This is a genomic window from Micromonospora sp. DT53, from assembly GCF_049841535.1.
Classification (GTDB): Bacteria; Actinomycetota; Actinomycetes; order Mycobacteriales; family Micromonosporaceae; genus Micromonospora.
Genome location: NZ_JBNCKM010000005.1, coordinates 328,067 through 346,486, shown reverse-complemented (window position 1 = coordinate 346,486; position 18,420 = coordinate 328,067). Strand labels below are relative to the sequence as shown.

Below are 18,420 nucleotides of genomic sequence, written 5' to 3'. Positions count from 1 at the left end.
GCACTGATCCGTGCCGTTGGCGGCGGTTAACGAGAATCGTGCTCACAATCCGCTGTCCCTGGGTGTTGCCTGGGAATTAGGCTGATTTGCGAAACAGTCATTCCCCGCCGATCGGCCCTCCTACGGTCAAGCGCACCGAACGTCGCAATATGCACCACCGAGGGTGATGTTCCGGGAGCAATGGCGGCCGGTAACGTCAGCCCCGGGCGGCGGACTGGCGGAGGTGCGCGTGGCACGCGGTGGCGTCTTCTGTGTCGAGGGTCAGTGGCATCGTGACCTCAACGAGCGGGGCTCGGTGCTGCCCACCCTGGAGCTGCTGGAGCGGCTGGGCAAGATCCGCTTCATCCACAAGGACGCGGCCACCCGCGACGAGTTGTTCTACTTCCTGGACCGTTGGCTGCTCAAGCAGTACGCCGACCACCGGGTCGGCTTCTTCGCCATGCACGGCGAGCCGAGCCGGCTCTGCCTCACCGACTGGCAGTCGGTCGAGTTGAACGAGGTCGCCGAGCTGATGGCCGGCCGCGCCGAGGGGCGGCGACTCTATTTCGGCAGCTGCTCGGTGCTGCGCGCCTCCGATGCGGTGCTGCGCGAGTTCCTGGAGGTCACCGGAGCGGCTCTGATCTGCGGTTTCACCCGCGAAGTCGACTGGGTCGAATCGGCGGCCTTCGAAACCGTCCTCCTCGACGTGCTCGCCAACGGCCAGCGACACAATGCCGCCGAGCTGCGGATGGGCTCCGCCCACTGGGCGCCGCTCGCGTCGTACCTCGGTTTCCGGGTGATCTACGCCAACGGTCGGGCCTGGCGTCCGTCCGGCCGCCCCCGGGTGCCCACCCAGGCGGTGCACCGGGCCACGGCCCGACCCCGCTGACCCGCCGCGCCCACCCTGGTCTGGTAGGAACGGGGAATGGCACGCAGCATCGCAAGGAACACCCGGGTCGACCGGGATGGCCTGCTCGACTTCCTCCGCCCGCGACACCGCGTCCTGCTGATCACCACACGGGCCGACGGGCGCCCGCAGTCCTCCCCGGTGTCCGCCGGGGTCGACGGGCAGGGGCGGCTGGTCGTCTCCACCTACCCCGAGCGGGCCAAGGTGAGCAACCTGCGTCGCGACCCCCGGGTCTCGGCCTGCGTGCTCAGCGACGACTGGAACGGCCCCTGGGTGCAGATCGACGGCACCGCCGAGGTGCTGGACCTGCCCGAGGCTCTGGAGCCGCTGGTCGACTACTTCCGCAGCATCTCCGGCGAGCACCCGGACTGGGACGACTACCGGGCGGCCATGGTCCGCCAGGGCAAGTCCCTGATCCGGGTGACCATCGACGCCTGGGGCCCCATCGCCACCGGCGGCTTCCCCGCCCGCCTCGCCGACTGAGGCGCCAGATCAGTACGCGGCTATGACCGCCACCCCAGGTCCGGTAGCGCCCGAAGACAGGAACGCGCCCGTCCCCGCCGGATGGGTTGGCGTGCTGTAGAGCTGCCCCGGATATGGGGCGGACGAGGAGGGTGGCGCGTCCGCCTTCTGCGGGTGCCGTGCCGCCTTCTGCGTGCCGTCCTCTGCGTGCCGTCCTCTGCGTGCCGCCCTTTGCGTGCCGCCCTTTGCGTGCCGCCTTCTGCGTCTGCCCCTTATCTGGGGCAGCTCTACAGGCGGCGAGGGAGAGTCGGTTCGGCGGCCTCGACCTCGTTCGCCGCGATGGTCAGTACGCGGCGATGAAGCGGGTGCCACGTGTGGTGAGCAGGGTCGATCCGCCGCCAGGTGGATTGTCCGCGGCGTCGCGCCACAGCCCGGTCACTCGACGAGGGCGGCGTAGACGAGCTGGCGCAGCTGGGAGCGGAGCGGGTAGGTGCTCGACGGCATCAGCTGCGCGAACAGCAGCGCGGTGATCTCCTCGGCCGGGTCGACCCAGAACGCGGTGCTGGCCACCCCGCCCCAGTAGAACTCGCCGACGCTGCTCGGCACCCGGCTGGGGACCGGGTCGTCGACCACCGCGAAGCCGAGGCCGAAGCCGATCCCGTCCAGGGTGGTCTCGGCGAAGCCGCCGGTGGACAGGGTGCCCAGGTCCTGACCACCGGGCAGGTGGTTGCGGGTCATGAACCGCACCGTGCGCGGCCCGAGCAGCCGGACGCCGTCCAGCTCGCCGCCGCGCAGCAGCAAAGACGTGAAGCGGTGGTAGTCGGCGGCGCTGGAGATCAGACCGCCGCCGCCGGACAGCAGCGTCGGCTTGCTGAACGCCAGCGACCCGAGGCGGTCGTAGCGGACGGCCCGGCCGCTGCGCGGCTCCGGTGCGTAGAGCGCGGCCAGCCGGTCGGCCGCGTCGCCCTCCACCCACCAGCGGGTGTCGGTCATGCCCAGCGGGCCGAAGATCCGGTCGGCGAAGAACGCGTCGAGGCTCTGCCCGGAGATCACCTCGACGAGCCGGCCGAGCACGTCGGTGGCGACGGAGTAGCCCCACGCCGAGCCGGGCTGGAACAGCAGCGGCAGCTCGCCGTAGGCCGCGCAGGCGGCGGCGAGGTCGACGTCCGCCGGCGGGGACAGGTCGTAGCCGGCGGCCCGGTAGAGCCCGTCGACCACCGAGGTCTGCATGAAGCCGTACGTCAGGCCGGCCGTGTGGGTGAGCAGGTGCCAGACCCGGATCGGCTCGACCGCCGGCACGGTGTACGGCTTGAGCACCGACCCCTTGGAGTAGACCCGCAGGTCGGCGAACTCGGGCAGCCAGCGGCCGATCTCGTCGGTCAGCTCGAACCGGCCCTCCTCCCACAGCATCATCGCCGCGACCGAGGTGACCGGCTTGGTCATCGAGTAGATCCGCCAGAGCGTGTCTGGCTCGACCGGTGCGCCCGACTCCCGGTCGCGCAGCCCGTACGTCGAGGAGTGCGCCACCTCGCCGCCACGGGTGACCACCACCTGCCAGCCGGCGAGCCGGCCGTCGTCGACGTACCGACCGAAATGCTCGTCGATCCGCGCCAGTCGCGCCGGGTCGAAACCGATCTGATCCGGGTCCTTGCTCCGAGCCACACTCACGCGGCCGAACCTACTCGCCGGTACCTCGACAGCGGAAGGGGGCCGGCACCGGCCACGCCGGCCGCCGGCTGTCGGCGGCGCCCACTAGCCTGGCCGGATGCCCGAGCTGACCGAGGACGTGACCTTCCGCAACGAGGACTGGTACGGCGAGGAGCTGACCGACCGGCACTTCGTGGGTTGCGAGTTCTTCGGGGTGGACCTCACCGAGGCGGTCAGCAGAGGTGCGGTCTTCACCGGGTGCACGTTCGGCAATGTGGCGTTCAACGCCTCCCGACATGTCGACTCCGCCTTCACCCGTTGCGTCTTTCGGCGGTGCAACTTCTTCGAGGCCGAGTTCACCGGCTGCAAGCTCGTCGGCAGCACCTTCAGTGAGTGCGACCTGCGTCCGTTGACGGTGGACGGCGGCGACTGGTCCTTCGCCGCGCTGCCCGGCGCCGACCTGCGCGGCGTCCGGTTGACCGGCGTGCGTATGCGCGAGGTGGACCTCACGAGGGCCAACCTCACCGGTGCTACGGTCACTGGTGTCGATCTTTCCGGCGCGCAGCTGAACAACGTCCGGCTCGGCGGCGCCGACCTGCGGGGCAGCGACCTCACCGCGTTGGACCCGACGGTCGTCGAGCGGGCCGGCGCCGTCATCGACGTCGAGCAGGCCGTGGTCATCGCGCAGCTGCTGGGCTTCCGGATCGGTTGACGCGAAGGGCGCTGGTGGTCTGCCGAAGCGTCCGTCCGGGCGGGCCGGGTTGTCCGACAGCGTCCCGTTGTGGGCTGGACACGTCCGGCTGTCCGGATCTAGCGTGTCGTCCACGCCCGGGTAAACGTGAATCGGCCCACAGTGGATGGTGTGGTCCGCGGCGGTCCAGAACGGCCGGGCGGTGGAGTTGGAGGGGTCGGTGGCGGACGAAGACCGCACGCGGGCTGGTTCGAGGGCTGGCGACTCGCCTTCGAGGCATCGTCCGCCTGCCATTACCACCGGGGTGATCCGCGGCATGCTGCACCGCGCCCGACAGCGGCGACGCTGGGCGGTGGAGGGAGTCGCCGTACTCGTCTGCCTGGTGGTGTTGATCTCGTACCTCGGCACCCGGTCCGGTCCGGAGCCCGACGACGACCGGGCGGGTCCGGGCGGCGTGCCCGCCGGGGTCGGCCGTTCCCCCGGTCTCCCCGCCGCCGACGGGCGCACCGGCGAGGCGGGGCCGGCGACTCCCGGTCTGCGTCCCCGCCAGCGCCCACCCTCGCCGGACCCGACGCCGTCGACAAGCGCGCCCGCCCCGCCGCCGGCCAAGCCCGGTTCGCCGGCGCTGTCGGTGAGCCGGGGGGAGATGCCCGCCGCCGTCGACCTCACCGCCGTGGGCACCAAGGACTGGGTGCACTGGGGGGAGCGTGGCGGCAGGTCGACGATCCGCAAGCGCTCCGGCTCTGGGGAGATCATCGACGGGGGTGGGGCTGGCCACCGGGTCGGCTGGGACGGCAACCAGGAGTACGTGCGCTGGTCCGACGGCACACCGGAGCGGTCGACGAACGGCAGCTCCAACGGCGTCTACACCTGCGGTGCCGGCAACGGTTTCAGCCTCGCCATCACCGGCAGCGGCGAGCCGCGCACGGTCCAGCTCTACGGCGGCATCTGGATGGCTCGGGGGCGACTGGAAGCGCGGCTGTCCACCGGCGGGCCCGCCAGCACCGCCCGACTGGAAGACCCCTACACCAGTCAGAGTGCCCAGTTCACCATCCGCTTCACAGTGCCGAAGGGCGCGCGACTGCTGCTGAACTGGACCGTCGAGAAGGTCTTCACGCCGCACTGCGGCAACGTCGGCCTCCAGGCCGTGGCGGTGCGCTGACTGACTGGTCGATCGCTGCACGCTCGCACCGCGGGACAGTTTGTCCGTCGCGGACTGACGGATGCGTCGTAACTTTCTGCTGTCCCCATCCGACCATCCAGTGTGGAGGCAGCGGAGATGAGTAGCAGCACCGCCCACCGCGTCCGTCGTGCCGCTTCGTCCGGCACCGGTGAAGCGTCCGGGGAGGTTCTTCGCGACATTCCCCTGCCGCCGTACGTGACGGGCGAGGACACCCAGTTCGCCGTACGGGCGGTGGTGGTGCACGCCCCCCGGCGGTGGTCCGGGGGTGTGGTCTGCCGCAACGATGCCAGCCCGCACCCGTGCCGCCTGCACCGCTGGGGCACCCAGGTGCTGGCGCTGCGCGGGCTGCGGGCCGCTGAGATCGCCGCGCTCATCGAGCGTGGCGACCCGACGGCGGTGGTCCCCCCACCGGACCGTCCGGCCTGAGCGCTCGCCGGGCCGGGAGGCGTGTTCGCGCCTCCCGGCCGCCGCTCAGCGGCGTGCACGATCACGGTGCCCGCGTCGTAGTCGGTGTCCGGGGCCGTCCGGGCTACTTCGGCCCGCCGACGGACTTTTCGTGCCCACCCCAGTAGTGCCGCTGCGCCCCCATGACCATCGGCGCGACAAGCGCGGCAAGCGCCCCGCCGAGCAGCGGGAAGACGATGAACACCCAGAGCTGCCGCAGGGCCACACCGCCCTCGAACACCGCCGGGCCGAACGCGCGGGCCGGGTTGACCGCCGCGCCGGTCAGCGTCACGCCGACCAGTTGGGTCGCGGCGAGGGCCAACCCGATGGCCAGCCCGGCGGTGCCCGGATTCTCGCTACGACTTGTCACCACCAGCACGACCAGCACGAAGAGGAAGGTCAGCACGACCTCCAGCACGGCGGCGCCGCCCCGGTTGATGTGCGCGCCGTAGCCGTTCGTGCCGAGGGCCCCGGTCTGGTCCGCGACGTCACCCCATCGGGTGAGCGCCCAGAGCACGAAGCCCGCGATGGTGGCGCCGACGAACTGCGCGATCCAGTACGCCACCGCCCCGAGCACCGAGATCTTCCCGGAGAGCAGCACACCGAGCGTCACCGCCGGATTGACGTGGCTGCCGGAGAGCGGGCCGATCGTGTAGACGAGGGCCACCATCACGAACCCGAAGGCCAGCGCCACCACCACCACGCCGCCCTGGACCCGCGCGGCGACCGCGCTGCCCACTCCGAAGAACACCAGCAGCAGGGTGCCGAGGAGCTCGGCCGCGTACCGACGGAAGTCGCTCATTGACTCAGCGTAAGTGCAGGTCAGGTGGTCGAAGCTGGAATGGCCGTCTGTGATCGGCGCGACGGTCGAGGACGGGCACAGCGGCGACGTTCGCGGCGTTGTAGCCCACGTGGACACCCACTCCGCGGACGTCGTCGTGGTCGGCGCCGGGCAGGCCGGCCTGAGCGCCGGCTACCACCTGCACCGCACCGGCTTCGCGCCCGGCAGCGGCTTCGTCATCCTCGACGCCGACAACGGGCCCGGCGGCGCCTGGCAGCACCGCTGGCCGACGTTGGTCTTCGACCGGGTGCACGGCTTCCACGACCTGCCCGGGCTGCCGCTGCCGCCCGCCGAGCCGCAACGCCCGGCATCCGAGCAGGTCAGCGCCTACTTCGCCGCGTACGAGAGGGCTTTCGACCTGCCGGTGCGGCGGCCGGTGCGGGTCCGGGTGGTGCGTTCCCGACCCGACGGACGGCTGGATGTGCACACCGATCGGGGCACGTGGACCGCCCGGGCTCTGCTCAACGCCACAGGCACCTGGACGCGCCCGTTCTGGCCGCACTACCCGGGCCGGTCGACGTTCCGGGGACGGCAGCTGCACACCGCCGACTATCGGGGGCCGGCCGAGTTCGCCGGCCTTCGCGTGGTGGTGGTCGGCGGCGGCACCTCGGCCGTGCAACTGCTCGGCGAGGTCTCCACCGTGGCGGCGGCCACCACCTGGGTGACCCGCCGGCCGCCGATGTTCAACGACGAGGAGTTCGGCCCGGAGTTGGGCCGCGCCGCCGTGGCCCGGGTGGACGAGGCGGTCCGGGCCGGCCGACCTCCGGGCAGCGTGGTGGGCGTGACCGGGCTGCCGGTCACCCCCGAGGTACGCCGACTGCGTGAGCGCGGCGTCCTCGACCGGCTACCCGTGTTCGACCGGATCACACCCGACGGGGTGGCCTGGTCGGACGGGCGGTTCGTGCCGGCGGACGTGATCCTCTGGTGCACCGGCTTCCGGGCGGCCATCGACCATCTCGCCCCGCTGGGCCTGCGCGCGCCGGGCGGCGGTATCACGATGGACGGCACCCGCGTGGTCGCCGACGCGCGGGTTCACCTGGTCGGGTACGGCCCCTCGGCCAGCACGATCGGGGCCAACCGGGCCGGCCGGGCGGCGGTCAACGAGATTCGCGCCTGGCTGGCCCCGGCCGCCGCTCTCCACTGACCTGGCTCTATTTGACGGATGGCCTACCAGCGGGCACGGTGGGGGTGACGGGGCCGTCAGCTGCCCCGATCCGATGCGACGGCGACGACCGTTCGCCCCTCTGTCGCCTCCCGCGTGTGCTCGTACGCGGGCCGACTGTCCGGTCCGTGCGGTATCCGACCGCGAGCCGAGAATCCACGAGGAGTTCCATTCATGCTCACCATGACCGATAACGCCGTGCTCGTCATTCGTGACCTCGCCAACCAACAGGACGTCGCCCAGGACGGCGGCGTGCGTATCGCCGCCGACACCGAGGCCGGTTCGCTCACCGTCGAGCTGGTCCCCGAGCCGGCACAGGGCGATCGTGTGGTCGACAACCAGGGCGCCCGGATCTTCCTGGACGAGGACGCCGCCGAGTTGCTCGGTGACGCGTCGGTGGACGCCACCGTCGACGACGAGGGCATCATCCAGTTCGGCTTCACCGAGAAACAGTAGACCCAGCCCTCACCGCAGCGGTCGCCCCCGCTGCGGCGGACCCTGCCCGGGGTGCCACCTCGGCGCGCCGTCGCCGTCCGGATGCAACAGTGTGGCGAGCACGTGGGCCAGGTGGTGCGAGGTGCTCCACGCCGCCCAGTTGGCGGTGGAGCCGGCGCCGGCGCCCCTGCGGGCCCGGCGCAGCAGCTCATGGTCACCCCAGGAGAAGGCCGCCCCGGTGGTTGGCCAGTGCGGCGCCGACACCAACGTGCGGCACAGGTCGGCGAACCGTTCGTCGCCGCGGCCGCCGCGTCGCGCCCAGCGGTAGACCCACCAACTGCCGGCGTCGGTGTATCGCACGGTCGGCAACCGGTCTCCGGGGTCACCGGTGCCCGGCACCGCCGGCTGGACGCCGTAGTCGCCGTAGTCGACCCCGGCGTCGGCCAGTCGTCGCCACAGCTGCCAGTCCCAACGATCCAGCTGGACCGGCTCGTCGGTGGGCAACCGGGACAGCGTCGGCGGCATGCCGCCCGCCGCCACCGTCACCGACCGCCAGGCGTGTCGGCGCGCCCAGTCCAGCAGGTGACGTACCCGGGGCTCGGCGGTCCGCACGTCCGCCGGGCAGCACACGTCCCCCGCGTCCACCATCAGGTCACACTCCTCGGGAGCGAGGTCGGTGAACCGCCAGATCCGTTCCACGGCGGTGGTGCTCGCGTCCGGCCCGACCCGGTCCTGGCCGGCCCGCAACCGAATGAGCGCGCACCGGCCGTACGCCCGCGCCGCCGCGCCGTGCGCGACCAGCCGGTGGTCGCTCTCCGCGAGCCCGATCACCGGCAGCACCGGTACGCCCCAACGGTTCAGTTCCGCCTCGGGGATGTCGGGCAGCGCGCTGACGTCGATGGCGGGCATCAGCCCGGCCGGCAGTCGGCGGATGGCGTCCACTGTGGAACGGTTGACCGCGCCGACCTCCAGGATCGGGGCGACCAGTGCGGCGTACGCGGGATCGAGGTGGCTCAGGGCCTCAAGCTCGCCTCGTCGGTTGGCGAGGATGGGGCGGTAGACAGGTGCCGCCGCCCGGCCCCCGTGGGCGGGCACCATAATTCAATCTAGCCAGACATGTGCATGTGTCACAGGGGTGCGAGTCAGAATTCGGCTGCCGCGCTGTCGTCTCGCCGACTACCATCCCCCGATGCCCACACCGGTTCACCGATACCGATCCGACGACGAGGACAGCGCGCGGTGGACCGGTTTCCCGTTCCGCGACGGCGACATCGTGATCAGCACCCGGTCCAAGAGCGGCACCACCTGGATGCAGATGATCTGTGCGCTCCTGGTGCTGGGCACCCCGGAGTTGCCGGCACCGCTGACCGTGCTGTCGCCGTGGTTGGACTGGTTGGTTGAACCCCAGGCCACGGTGTACGACCGGCTGGCCGCCCAGCCGCACCGGCGGTTCATCAAGACCCACACACCGCTGGACGGCGTGCCGCTCCACCCTCGGGTGCACTACGTGGTGGTGGCCCGGCACCCGCTGGACATGGCGGTCTCCCTCTATCACCAGGGCGCCAACCTGGACCGGGAACGCATCGCCGCGCTGACCGGCCAACCCGCCCCGGCCGGGCTGCCCCGGGAGCGGGCCGCGGTGCGGGACTGGTTGCCGAGCTGGGTCGACCGGGAGGTGGACCCCCGCGCCGAGCTGGACTCGCTGCCCGGGGTGCTGATGCACCTGAGCGACGCGTGGGCCCGCCGGCACGAGCCGAACGTCGAGCTGGTGCACTACGACGACCTGCTGGCCGATCTGGGCGGAGAGATGCGCCGGCTCGCCGACCGGTGGGGCATCGCCGTTCCCGCCGCGCGCTGGCCCGAGCTCGTCGAGGCGGCCACCTTCGCTCAGATGCGGGAGCGCGCCGACCGGCTCGCACCGGACATGCTCGGCGTGCTGCGCGACCGGCAGGCGTTCTTTCGCCGGGGAGGCTCGGGGCAGGGCCGCGACCTGCTGGACGAGGCCACCCGGGCCCGGTATGAGGCGAGGGCGGCGACGCTGGCCCCGCCCGACCTGCTCACCTGGCTGCACCGCTGAAGGCGCTCAAGCCAGAACATCGCGCCGAGCCCGCGTCGATCATGGAGTTGTGGTGCCTGGTTTAGGAGCGTATTGGTGAAACGTCCCCCACCACAACTCCATGATCGACCGGGGCGGGGCGGGGCGGGGCGGGGTGGGGTGGGGTGGGGTGGGGTGGGGGTGGGGGTGGGGGTGGGGTGGGGTGGGGTGGGTATGAGCGCGCGGCGCCGTTGGACCGTGGTCGCAACGTCGCCGCGCTCTGGCCGTCTCCCACCATCGCAGCCGTTCGGCGGTACGCCGGCGGGGACCTGGCTCGACCGGCCGTTCGTGCCGGTCCTGGTTGTCGATCCCCGATCCGCGCGGATCCAAACCCGCCGACCTTGGGAAGTGCGTCATCCGCGAGGCATTGGCGTCGCGCGTTGATCTACTCGACATCCTTGATATGGCGGTGTCAACCGCGCCTCGACAGCCCGACGTCAGCGGTCTGGCGGGATAGACATCGTCCCGGCGTGGCGTGCCGCGCAACGGGGTATGAGCGGGGACATGGAGCATTTCACTATCGCGACTGTCGCCGAGAAGAGCCCGGATTTCCGGCGGGTGCTGTGGACCGGTGAGCACACCCAGTTGGTCATCATGACCATCCCCGCCGATGGGGAGATCGGCGAGGAGGTGCACGAGGACATCGACCAGATCCTGACCTTCGTCAGCGGCGTCGGCGAGGCCCGGGTTGCCGGCGCCAAGCGGAAGGTCGTCGCGGGGGACCTGGTCGTGGTGCCGGCCGGCACCAAGCACAACTTCGTCAACACCGGCCCCAACCCGCTGGTGCTGTACACGGTCTACGGGCCGCCGGAGCACGCCGACAAGGCCGTGCACAAGACCAAGGAAGAGGCCGACGCGGCCGAGGCGGCGGGCGAGGACGAGCCACCGACCGAGTGAGCCGCCCGGCCTGATCCGGGCCGATGCGGGTACCCCCGGCGGGTGGAGCAGCAGATCTCCGACTACGGGTTCCTCTCGGACTCTCGTTCCGGTGCCCTGGTCGGCAAGGACGGCTCGGTCGACTGGTGGTGCCCGCACCGGTTCGACGGGTCGTCCGTTTTCGCGCGGTTGCTCGACCCCGGGGCTGGCCACTTCCGGTTGGCGCCGGTCGGGGTCGGCGGCCCGGGTTACCGGGTGGAGCGCGCGTACCTGCCGGACACGTTGGTGCTGCGGACGGTGCACCACACCCCGCACGGCAGCGTGGCGGTCACCGACGCCCTCGCCGCCGAGGTCGGCGCCCGCGCTCACGAGCTGGGCAAGAACTCGCCCGCCGTGCTGGTCAGGGTGGTCGAGGGGCTGTCCGGGCGGGTCCGGATGGCGCTCGACTTCGCGCCTCGTCCGGAGTACGGCCTGCTCACGCCGTACCTGCATGAGCAGCCGGACGGCGGGGTGCTGGCCGGCGCCGGCCCGGTGGTGCTGGTGTTGCGCGCCGGTGGTCTGCACCTGCGGGCGGGCAAGGACCGGGTGACCCACGAGTTCGAGGTCTCCGCGGGTCAGGTGGTCGGGATGGACCTCGCGTTCGGCGAGGCGTACGGCGATCCGCCGGCCCGGATGGACCCGCTGACCACCCTCTCCGAGACCACGCAGGCGTGGCAGGCGTTCCGGGAGACGCACGGGTATTCCGGCCGCTACCCCGAACTCGTCAAACACAGCTCGACGGTCCTGACCGGCCTCACGTACGCCCGCAGTGGCGCGGTCGCCGCCGCGCTGACCTCCTCGCTGCCGGAGCAGATCGGTGGTGACCGCAACTACGACTACCGCTACTCCTGGCTGCGGGACTTCTCGTTGACGATGCGGGCGCTGTGGGTGGCGGCCTGCCCCGACGAGGCGTCCCGGCTGTTCGCCTGGGCGACCCGCTCGATCGGCCAGGTCGGCGATGAGCCCGTTCCGGTGCTCTTCGGGCTGGAGGGCGAGCGCGACCTCTCCGAACACCACTGCAACCACCTGCGCGGCTACCGCGACAGTCGACCCGTGCGGGTCGGGAACGACGCCTGGCGGCAGCGGCAGCTCGACGTGCCGGGTGAGGTGATGTCGGCGGTGTGGCGGCTGCGCGACTACCTCGGCGCGAGCTTCGAGGACGAGTTGCGGGAGATGGTGCTCGGGCTGACCGAGCAGGTGGCCGCGACGTGGCACCTGCCGGACCGGGGCATCTGGGAGACCCGTGACGAGGAGCGCCACTACGTCTCGTCCAAGGTGTCCTGCTGGCTGACCATGGACCGGGCGGTGGGGCTCGCCGACCGGCTCGGTGATCGGGCCGACCCGGGCCGCTGGGCCCGGGTGCGCGACGAGATCCGCGACACCGTGCTGCGCGAGGGGTGGAACGACCGGATCGGGGCGTTCACCGGCGCGTTCGGGTCGGCGGAGCTGGATGCCTCGGTGCTCGCCCTGCCGGTCACGCACTTCCTGCCGGCCACCGATCCACGGATGCGCTCCACCATCGCGATGGTCGAGCGCGAGTTGGGCACCGAGGACGGCCTGCTGCGGCGCTGGACGACCGACCCGGCCGGTTTCCTGCTGTGCTCGTTCTGGCTGGTGGAGTGCCTGGTGATGACGGGTGAGCAGCAGCGGGCCGAGGCGCTCTTCGAGCGGGTCGTCGGGTACGGCAACGATGTGGGGCTGTTCAGCGAGCAGATCGACCTGACCACCGGGGCGCAGCTCGGCAACACACCGCAGGCGCTCTCCCACATCGGGCTGATCAACGCGGCCTGGCGGATCACGGAGCCGGAGAGCTACTGACCGGTCGGCGTTTCCGTCAGGGCCGGAATCCTGCAACAGACCTGCAAGCGCCAGGCATTGACGTTGATGGTTGCGTAGTCCTAGCCTCGGAGTATCGGGAAAGCCCTTTCCCCAGGGTTTCGTCCCGCTTCACCCCGCCGCGGATCCGGGCGTCCGGCGGGGGCGCACACCGATCCCGTTCAGCGCAGCACGCCGTGCCGACACGTTTCGGTACGGCCGCCGAGGGATCACCACCACATGCGTCAAGGAGGACACCTGTGCAGAAAAGACGACTCTCCGGCCGCCGACCACTCCTGCTGGCGGTGGGTGCCGCGGTGACCGTGGCGGCCCTCGCCGCCGGTATGACCTCGGCCTTCGCGGCCACCGTCTTCAGCGACGACTTCACCGACGGCGACACCTCCGGCTGGTCCAAGTCCGGCGGCACCTGGGCCGTCGACGGCTCGGGCGTGCTCAACCAGTCCAACGCCGGCAGCGAGCTGGCCCGGCAGTTCGCCGGCCAGACCAGTTGGACCAACTACTCCGTGCAGGCCCGGGTCCGGCCGACGACCTTCGGCTCGTCCAGCGCCCTGGTCGGTCTCGCCGCCCGCTCCACCAGCAGCACCAAGATGTACCGGCTGGCCCTGCTCGGCTCCGGCCGGGCCGAACTCCAGGCGGTCAACGGCAGCTCCGTCACGGCGATCGGTTCCGCCTCGCTCGGCATCCGCGCCGGCACCTGGTACACCCTGCGCATCGAGACCAGCGGCAGCACCATCCGCGGCTTCGTCAACGGCACCCAGATCGCGTCCGGCAGCAACAGCCTGGCCGGTGCGGGCCGGATCGGCCTGGTCACCGCGTACGCCAGCGGCGGCTTCGACGACGTGGTGGTCGACTCGTCCGGCGGTGGCACCCCGACCACACCGCCACCGACTACCACTCCGCCGCCGACCAACTGGCCGACGCCCACCGGCAGCCAGAAGGTCGACGCCACGATCCCGGTCTCCGGCACGTTCGACGGTGGGCTCAAGCGCTACTACGGCATCGGTGACGGCGGGCAGAGCGAGAGCCAGGACCCGATGTTCGAGCTGGCCGCCGGCGCCACCCTGCGCAACGTCATCATCGGGGCCCCGGCCGGCGACGGTGTGCACTGCGAGGGCAACTGCACCCTGATCAACGTCTGGTGGGAGGACGTCGGCGAGGACGCGGCGACCTTCCGCGGCGGCACCACGTACACCGTCGACGGCGGCGGGGCCCGTTCCGCCAGCGACAAGGTCTTCCAGCACAACGGCTCGGGCACCGTCTACATCAAGAACTTCCGGGTGGAGAACGCCGGCAAGCTCTACCGCGCCTGCGGTAACTGCTCCACCTCGTACCAGCGGCACGTGGTGATCGACAACGTGACCGTCCAGAACACCGACGCGATCGCCGGCATCAACACCAACTGGGGCGACACCGCCCGGTTCAGCCGGATCACCATCGTCGGCGACCCGGACCGGGAGACCTCGATCTGCGTGAAGTACAAGGGCGTGCCGAAGGGCAGCGAGCCGACCGAGATCGGCGAGGGCGCCGACGGCGTCAACTGCCTCTACTCGCCCTCGGACATCACCTACCAGTAGACCGGCACGACGGCACCCCGCGGACCGCCCGGTCCGCGGGGTGCCGCCACGTCACACCATCAGGGGTACGCCGGAGACGTCGACCGTGTCCGGATACTTCAGCCCGGCGCCGGTGTTGAGCACCACCACCCGCTCGCCGGCCCGGATCCACCCGCCGGCGCGCAGCTGCCGTGCCGCAGTGAGGCAGGCCGCCCCCTCCGGGCAGAGCAGCAGCCCCTCCCGGGCGGCGAAGTCCCGCAGGTCGGCCAGGATGTCCGCGTCGTCGACGGCGACGGCCGTGCCGGAGGACTCCCGCAGCGCCGCCAGGATCAACTCGTCGCCCAGCGGGGCCGGCACGGTGATGCCGAACGCCACCGTGTGGGCGTCCGCCCACGGCTGCGCCCGATCCTCGCCCGCGGCGAACGCCCGCACGATCGGCGCGCAGCCGGTGGACTGCACCGCCACCAGCCGGGGCAGCTTGTCACCGATCCAGCCCAGCTCGCGCAGCTCGTGCAGTGCCTTGTGGATGCCGATCAGGCCGACGCCGCCGCCGGTCGGATAGATGATCACGTCGGGCGCCTGCCAGCCGAGCTGCTCGACGATCTCGTACCCCATCGTCTTCTTGCCCTCCAACCGGTAGGGCTCGCGCAGCGTGCCGGCGTCGAAGATCGCCCCGTTCGACTCCGCGATCAGCTCGGCCACCCGCCGACCGGCGTCGCCGATCAGCCCGTCGATCAGACGCAGGTCGGCGCCTGCGGCGACGCACTCGCGCCGGCAGATGCTCGGTGCCTCCAGCGGCATGACGATTGTCGCGCCCATCCCGGCCCGCGCGGCGTACGTGGCCCAGGCCGACCCGGCGTTGCCGTTGGTGGGCATCGCGATCCGCTCGACGCCCAGCTCGCGGGCCCGACTCACCCCGACCGCCGCGCCTCGGGCCTTGAACGAGCCGGTCGGGATCAGCCCCTCGTCCTTGACCATCAGGTCCGTGATGCCGATCTCGGCGCCGTACGCCGGGGCGCGCAGCAGCGGCGTCCAGCCCTCGCCCAGCGTGGTGACGTGCCGAGGGTCGGCGACCGGCAGCAGCTCCCGGTAGCGCCACAGGTCGGCCGGGCGCAGCGGAAACCGTTCCGGGGTGACCGCCTTCGCCACGGCCGGCAGGTCGTAGCGGGCCAGCAGCGGCGATCCGCACTCGCAGAGGTTCTGTAACCGGTCGGCGGCATACTGCTTGCCGCAGCGCGGGCAGTCCAGGTGGGTCAGGTACACGTCACTCCTCGCCGTCACACCGCGTCGATGCTCAGCCAGTGCCGGCTGCGCCGCCCCGGCTGGTAGACCGAGTCCAGTCGCTTGGCGACCACGCCCGGCAGGCCCTGTTCCCGCCCGGCGCGCAGGGCCTCGTCGCCCGCGCCCGGGAACCACGGCGGAGTCTGCCAGTGCGTACCGGCCAAGACCAGCCCATCGAGCAGCTCCCGGCGTTGCGCGTACGGCACGTCGACGCTGCTCACGCCCTCCAACCAGAGCAGGTCGACGATCAGGTACTGGGCGCCGGCGGGGACCCGGCTGCCGCTGGCCGGCCGGACCGGGCGGACCCGCCCGGCACCGTCGATGCGGACCAGCACGCCGTCGAGCACCGAGCGTCACGATCACCTCGTCGTCGCGCCACTTCTCGCAGCGGTAGGTGCCCCGGGCGTCGGCGTCGGCGTCGGCGTCGGGGCCGGCCGACGGAGGGCTCTCCGGTGGCACCGGCTCCGGCGTGCGGGCGGCGTCCCGCCGTCGCCGGTACTCCTCCAGCCGGTCGGTCACACACGCATTCTCCGGCAAACCGGACCGGTGCGCTGGATGCCGGAGTGTCCGGTTCGCTCGGCGGCCGGGGGCGCGGCGGGGTACAACGGACCTCATGGACCTCACCGACCAGCCCACCGCCCTGCTCCCCGGTGACGTGCGGATGCCCCTGCTCGGCTTCGGCACCTGGCAGGCCACCGGCCAGGCCGGCTACGACGCCGTGCTGGCCGCGCTCGACACCGGCTACCGGCACCTCGACACCGCCACCGTGTACGGCAACGAGCGGGAGGTCGGCCGGGCGGTGCGGGAGAGCGGGCTGCGCCGGGAGGACCTCTTCATCACCACAAAACTCCCGCCGGACCGGGTGGGCCGGGAGCGCGCGACGCTGGAGGCCAGCCTGGAGGCGCTCGGCGTCGAGCACGTCGACCTCTGGCTGATCCACTGGCCGCCGTCGTCGCCGGGGGACAGCATCCCGCTCTGGCGCGAGCTGCTCGCCGCCCGCGACGAGAACCTCGCCCGCGCGGTCGGGGTGAGCAACTACAGCACCGCGGAGATCGACGAGCTGATCCAGTCCACCGAGGAGAACCCGGCGGTCAACCAGATCCGGTGGAGCCCGTCGCTGTACGACCGGCAGCGGCACGCCGAGCACCGGGACCGGGGCGTGGTGCTGGAGGGGTACAGCCCGTTCAAGACCAGCGACCTCAGTGACCCGGTGTTGACCAGGATCGCCAGCGCGCACGGCGTCTCCCCGGCGCAGGTGGTGCTGCGTTGGCACATCGACCACGAGATCGTGGTGATCCCGAAGTCGGTGACCCCGGAGCGGATCACCGCCAACTTCGATGTCTTCCACTTCTCGCTCACGGCCGAGGAGATGCGGGACATCGACGCGCTCGGCGAGGTCTGAACCGGCGAATTCCTTCAGCCAGTGCGGGAGGTCTCGTGGAGAGAGACGCGAATCTGATGGCGGTGTTACGTCGCCTGGATGATCCCGACGGGCTGGAGTTTCCCGTCGGCTACGGTTGCGCACCTGCGCTTCCACGGTCCTGGCGAGCCTTACTGGTGGGACCGGTTCTTCAAGGAACCCGAGTGGATCTTCTGGGTGGTGGGGGCGCGACCGCATGGTCACGCCCCCACCGTCAGTTCAGGAGCGGGAGCAGGTTGCCCCGTTGAGCGAGAAGTTGGTCGGTGACGAGTACGACCCGCTCAGCGACCCCTGGTAGCCGAAGCTGGCCGTGCCGCCGGGTGCGACCGACCCGTTGTGGCCGACGTTCCGGGCGGTCACCGTCGACCCGCTCTGGCTCACCGTGGCGTTCCAGGCGCTGGTGACCTGCTGACCGCCGGGCAGGTTGTAGCTAAGCGTCCAACCGTTGATCGCGCTGGATCCGGTGTTGGTGATCTGCACGTCGGCCGTGAAGCCGTTGTTCCACGAGTTCGCCGTGTACTTCACCGCGCAGCTCGCGCCACCGCCCGGGGGCGGGGTGGTGGGCGGCTGGCCGCCACCGTTGACGTTGGCCGAGAACGAGGTCACCGCCAGGCCCGCGCCGCCCTGCCACGGCTCGAAGCCAGCCTGGATGCTGGTCAGGTACCAGGAGTTGGTGATCGCACCCCGGTTACGGGTGTCGTTGATGAAGTCCAGCACGCTGAAGTTCAGGCTGGAGATCGCCGACGACGCGACGTAGGAGATGACGTTGTTGGAGCCGTTGCTGCCCCGCCAGACCTGCCAGGTGCGGCCGGCCAGGTTCGTCGTGCCGACGACCGAGCCGATGGGCTGGATCGACCCCTGCCGGTTGAGCCAGATCATGATCTCCATCTGGTTCACCCCGTCGCGCTTGGGCGACGGGTCCAGCCAGATGTCGTACGACGCGTTGTAGGTCGCGCCGCTGACGTAGCGGTAGGAGATGCTGCTGGTGGCGCTGCTGATCGAGCTCACCTGCATCGGCAGGTTCGTGCCGGGGGAGCAGTTGGTGTAGTGACAACCGAAGAACACCGAGGGGTACGCCGTCGGCGCCCCGTTGGTGGGGCTGCTGCCGTTCAGGGTGGTGATCTCGAAGCCGTTGTTTGTGGCGTTGATGCACTGCTGGGCGGTGGTGCCCCAGCGGTTGTTCTGCACCACGTAGCGGCCCTGGATGACTGTCGAGCCGTACTGCTCGCAGATCTGGGTGTCGGCGGAGGCGCTGCCGCCGATGGCCACTGCCACCAGCGAACTGGCGACCAGCAGCCCGGCGGCGGCCAGGGCCCGAAGTTGACGTTTCATGACACTCCTTGACTCGGCGCGTGCCGGGCGCCGGATGTGGTGGGGCAGTGCGGGAGCGCTCCCACGCTCAACGACACATTTACATGTCTGAAACTGGTGCGCAACCGTCCGCGTCGAACTGGTGAATTGTGAGGATTGCCATGCCCCGCCGGACGGCTGCCGGCAGGCGGCCAGCCAAGCGGCGCGGGTCGCCGACGAGCTGCGGAGTGTGGGCCGATTGGGCCTGGTGTGCACCGA

At 71.3% G+C, this 18,420-nt stretch carries 17 protein-coding genes and 1 pseudogene; 12 read left to right on the top strand and 6 right to left on the bottom strand.

Features of this window, described 5'->3' with window-relative positions; translation table 11 throughout:
- The first annotated feature begins 229 nt into the window (after nt 1-229).
- Nucleotides 230-868, top strand: a complete 639-nt coding sequence (locus ACLQ3B_RS18540; RefSeq protein ID WP_425781977.1) for a DUF6642 family protein — start codon at nt 230-232, stop codon at nt 866-868.
- Between the two features lie 36 nt (nt 869-904).
- Nucleotides 905-1,369, top strand: coding sequence for a PPOX class F420-dependent oxidoreductase (locus ACLQ3B_RS18535; RefSeq protein WP_425781976.1), 465 nt, complete (start codon nt 905-907; stop codon nt 1,367-1,369).
- A 414-nt stretch (nt 1,370-1,783) separates the two neighbouring features.
- On the opposite strand, the gene ACLQ3B_RS18530 is transcribed toward ACLQ3B_RS18535, so the two are convergent.
- Nucleotides 1,784-3,016: a serine hydrolase domain-containing protein gene (locus tag ACLQ3B_RS18530; RefSeq protein WP_425781975.1), complete on the bottom strand. Its 1,233-nt coding sequence runs from the start codon at nt 3,014-3,016 to the stop codon at nt 1,784-1,786.
- A gap of 97 nt (nt 3,017-3,113) precedes the next feature.
- Here ACLQ3B_RS18530 and ACLQ3B_RS18525 point away from each other — a divergent pair, with 97 nt between their 5' ends.
- The 3 genes from ACLQ3B_RS18525 to ACLQ3B_RS18515 all read left to right on the top strand — a co-directional run bounded on the left by ACLQ3B_RS18525 (nt 3,114) and on the right by ACLQ3B_RS18515 (nt 5,295).
- Entirely contained in the window at nt 3,114-3,707 is a 594-nt protein-coding gene (locus tag ACLQ3B_RS18525) for a pentapeptide repeat-containing protein (RefSeq protein WP_425781974.1), read from the top strand.
- Nucleotides 3,708-4,002: 295 nt separating this feature from the next.
- Nucleotides 4,003-4,848, top strand: a complete 846-nt coding sequence (locus ACLQ3B_RS18520) for a hypothetical protein (RefSeq protein WP_425781973.1) — start codon at nt 4,003-4,005, stop codon at nt 4,846-4,848.
- 117 nt (nt 4,849-4,965) lie between these two features.
- Nucleotides 4,966-5,295, top strand: coding sequence for a hypothetical protein (locus ACLQ3B_RS18515; protein ID WP_124820651.1), 330 nt, complete (start codon nt 4,966-4,968; stop codon nt 5,293-5,295).
- A gap of 103 nt (nt 5,296-5,398) precedes the next feature.
- Here ACLQ3B_RS18515 and ACLQ3B_RS18510 read toward each other — a convergent pair whose 3' ends face one another.
- Nucleotides 5,399-6,115, bottom strand: coding sequence for an MIP/aquaporin family protein (locus tag ACLQ3B_RS18510; protein WP_425781972.1), 717 nt, complete (start codon nt 6,113-6,115; stop codon nt 5,399-5,401).
- 49 nt (nt 6,116-6,164) lie between these two features.
- Between ACLQ3B_RS18510 and ACLQ3B_RS18505 the strand changes: the two genes are divergently transcribed.
- Complete coding sequence (locus ACLQ3B_RS18505; RefSeq protein WP_425781971.1) at nt 6,165-7,298, top strand: NAD(P)-binding domain-containing protein; 1,134 nt, start codon at nt 6,165-6,167, stop codon at nt 7,296-7,298.
- A 192-nt stretch (nt 7,299-7,490) separates the two neighbouring features.
- Nucleotides 7,491-7,772, top strand: coding sequence for an adhesin (locus tag ACLQ3B_RS18500; protein ID WP_179782354.1), 282 nt, complete (start codon nt 7,491-7,493; stop codon nt 7,770-7,772).
- Nucleotides 7,773-7,781: 9 nt separating this feature from the next.
- Here the strand turns inward: ACLQ3B_RS18500 and ACLQ3B_RS18495 are convergent, their stop codons facing one another.
- Nucleotides 7,782-8,849 (bottom strand): beta family protein, encoded by a 1,068-nt coding sequence (locus ACLQ3B_RS18495; RefSeq protein WP_425781970.1) that lies wholly within the window; start codon nt 8,847-8,849, stop codon nt 7,782-7,784.
- Nucleotides 8,850-8,940: 91 nt separating this feature from the next.
- On the opposite strand from ACLQ3B_RS18495, the gene ACLQ3B_RS18490 reads away from it, so the two are divergent.
- The 4 genes from ACLQ3B_RS18490 (at nt 8,941) to ACLQ3B_RS18475 (ending at nt 14,171) form a co-directional block, all read left to right on the top strand.
- Nucleotides 8,941-9,828, top strand: a complete 888-nt coding sequence (locus ACLQ3B_RS18490) for a sulfotransferase domain-containing protein (protein ID WP_425781969.1) — start codon at nt 8,941-8,943, stop codon at nt 9,826-9,828.
- Between the two features lie 522 nt (nt 9,829-10,350).
- A complete protein-coding gene (locus ACLQ3B_RS18485; RefSeq protein WP_091397116.1) occupies nt 10,351-10,743 on the top strand; it encodes a cupin domain-containing protein in 393 nt (130 codons plus the stop codon).
- Between the two features lie 42 nt (nt 10,744-10,785).
- Nucleotides 10,786-12,579, top strand: a complete 1,794-nt coding sequence (locus ACLQ3B_RS18480) for a glycoside hydrolase family 15 protein (RefSeq protein WP_425781968.1) — start codon at nt 10,786-10,788, stop codon at nt 12,577-12,579.
- Nucleotides 12,580-12,836: 257 nt separating this feature from the next.
- Complete coding sequence (locus ACLQ3B_RS18475; protein ID WP_425781967.1) at nt 12,837-14,171, top strand: pectate lyase; 1,335 nt, start codon at nt 12,837-12,839, stop codon at nt 14,169-14,171.
- A gap of 51 nt (nt 14,172-14,222) precedes the next feature.
- Here ACLQ3B_RS18475 and ACLQ3B_RS18470 read toward each other — a convergent pair whose 3' ends face one another.
- The gene (locus tag ACLQ3B_RS18470) at nt 14,223-15,413 is read right to left on the bottom strand and encodes a threonine synthase (protein ID WP_425781966.1); all 1,191 of its coding nucleotides are present in this window, start codon (nt 15,411-15,413) and stop codon (nt 14,223-14,225) included.
- Between the two features lie 14 nt (nt 15,414-15,427).
- A pseudogene (locus tag ACLQ3B_RS18465) lies at nt 15,428-15,781 on the bottom strand (DNA polymerase ligase N-terminal domain-containing protein); the annotation flags it as partial.
- 263 nt (nt 15,782-16,044) lie between these two features.
- Between ACLQ3B_RS18465 and ACLQ3B_RS18460 the strand changes: the two are divergent.
- The gene (locus ACLQ3B_RS18460) at nt 16,045-16,833 is read left to right on the top strand and encodes an aldo/keto reductase (protein WP_425781965.1); all 789 of its coding nucleotides are present in this window, start codon (nt 16,045-16,047) and stop codon (nt 16,831-16,833) included.
- Between the two features lie 237 nt (nt 16,834-17,070).
- On the opposite strand, the gene ACLQ3B_RS18455 is transcribed toward ACLQ3B_RS18460, so the two are convergent.
- The gene (locus ACLQ3B_RS18455; protein WP_425781964.1) at nt 17,071-18,183 is read right to left on the bottom strand and encodes a GH12 family glycosyl hydrolase domain-containing protein; all 1,113 of its coding nucleotides are present in this window, start codon (nt 18,181-18,183) and stop codon (nt 17,071-17,073) included.
- Nucleotides 18,184-18,420: the final 237 nt, after the last annotated feature.

Coding starts and splice junctions, on each gene's coding strand:
- ACLQ3B_RS18535 (WP_425781976.1), top strand. CDS start 905: ATGGCACGCAGCATCGCAAGGAACACCCGGGTCGACCGGGATGGCCTG.
- ACLQ3B_RS18525 (WP_425781974.1), top strand. CDS start 3,114: ATGCCCGAGCTGACCGAGGACGTGACCTTCCGCAACGAGGACTGGTAC.
- ACLQ3B_RS18520 (WP_425781973.1), top strand. CDS start 4,003: ATGCTGCACCGCGCCCGACAGCGGCGACGCTGGGCGGTGGAGGGAGTC.
- ACLQ3B_RS18515 (WP_124820651.1), top strand. CDS start 4,966: ATGAGTAGCAGCACCGCCCACCGCGTCCGTCGTGCCGCTTCGTCCGGC.
- ACLQ3B_RS18510 (WP_425781972.1), bottom strand. CDS start 6,115: ATGAGCGACTTCCGTCGGTACGCGGCCGAGCTCCTCGGCACCCTGCTG.
- ACLQ3B_RS18500 (WP_179782354.1), top strand. CDS start 7,491: ATGCTCACCATGACCGATAACGCCGTGCTCGTCATTCGTGACCTCGCC.
- ACLQ3B_RS18495 (WP_425781970.1), bottom strand. CDS start 8,849: ATGGTGCCCGCCCACGGGGGCCGGGCGGCGGCACCTGTCTACCGCCCC.
- ACLQ3B_RS18490 (WP_425781969.1), top strand. CDS start 8,941: ATGCCCACACCGGTTCACCGATACCGATCCGACGACGAGGACAGCGCG.
- ACLQ3B_RS18485 (WP_091397116.1), top strand. CDS start 10,351: ATGGAGCATTTCACTATCGCGACTGTCGCCGAGAAGAGCCCGGATTTC.
- ACLQ3B_RS18460 (WP_425781965.1), top strand. CDS start 16,045: ATGGACCTCACCGACCAGCCCACCGCCCTGCTCCCCGGTGACGTGCGG.
- ACLQ3B_RS18455 (WP_425781964.1), bottom strand. CDS start 18,183: ATGAAACGTCAACTTCGGGCCCTGGCCGCCGCCGGGCTGCTGGTCGCC.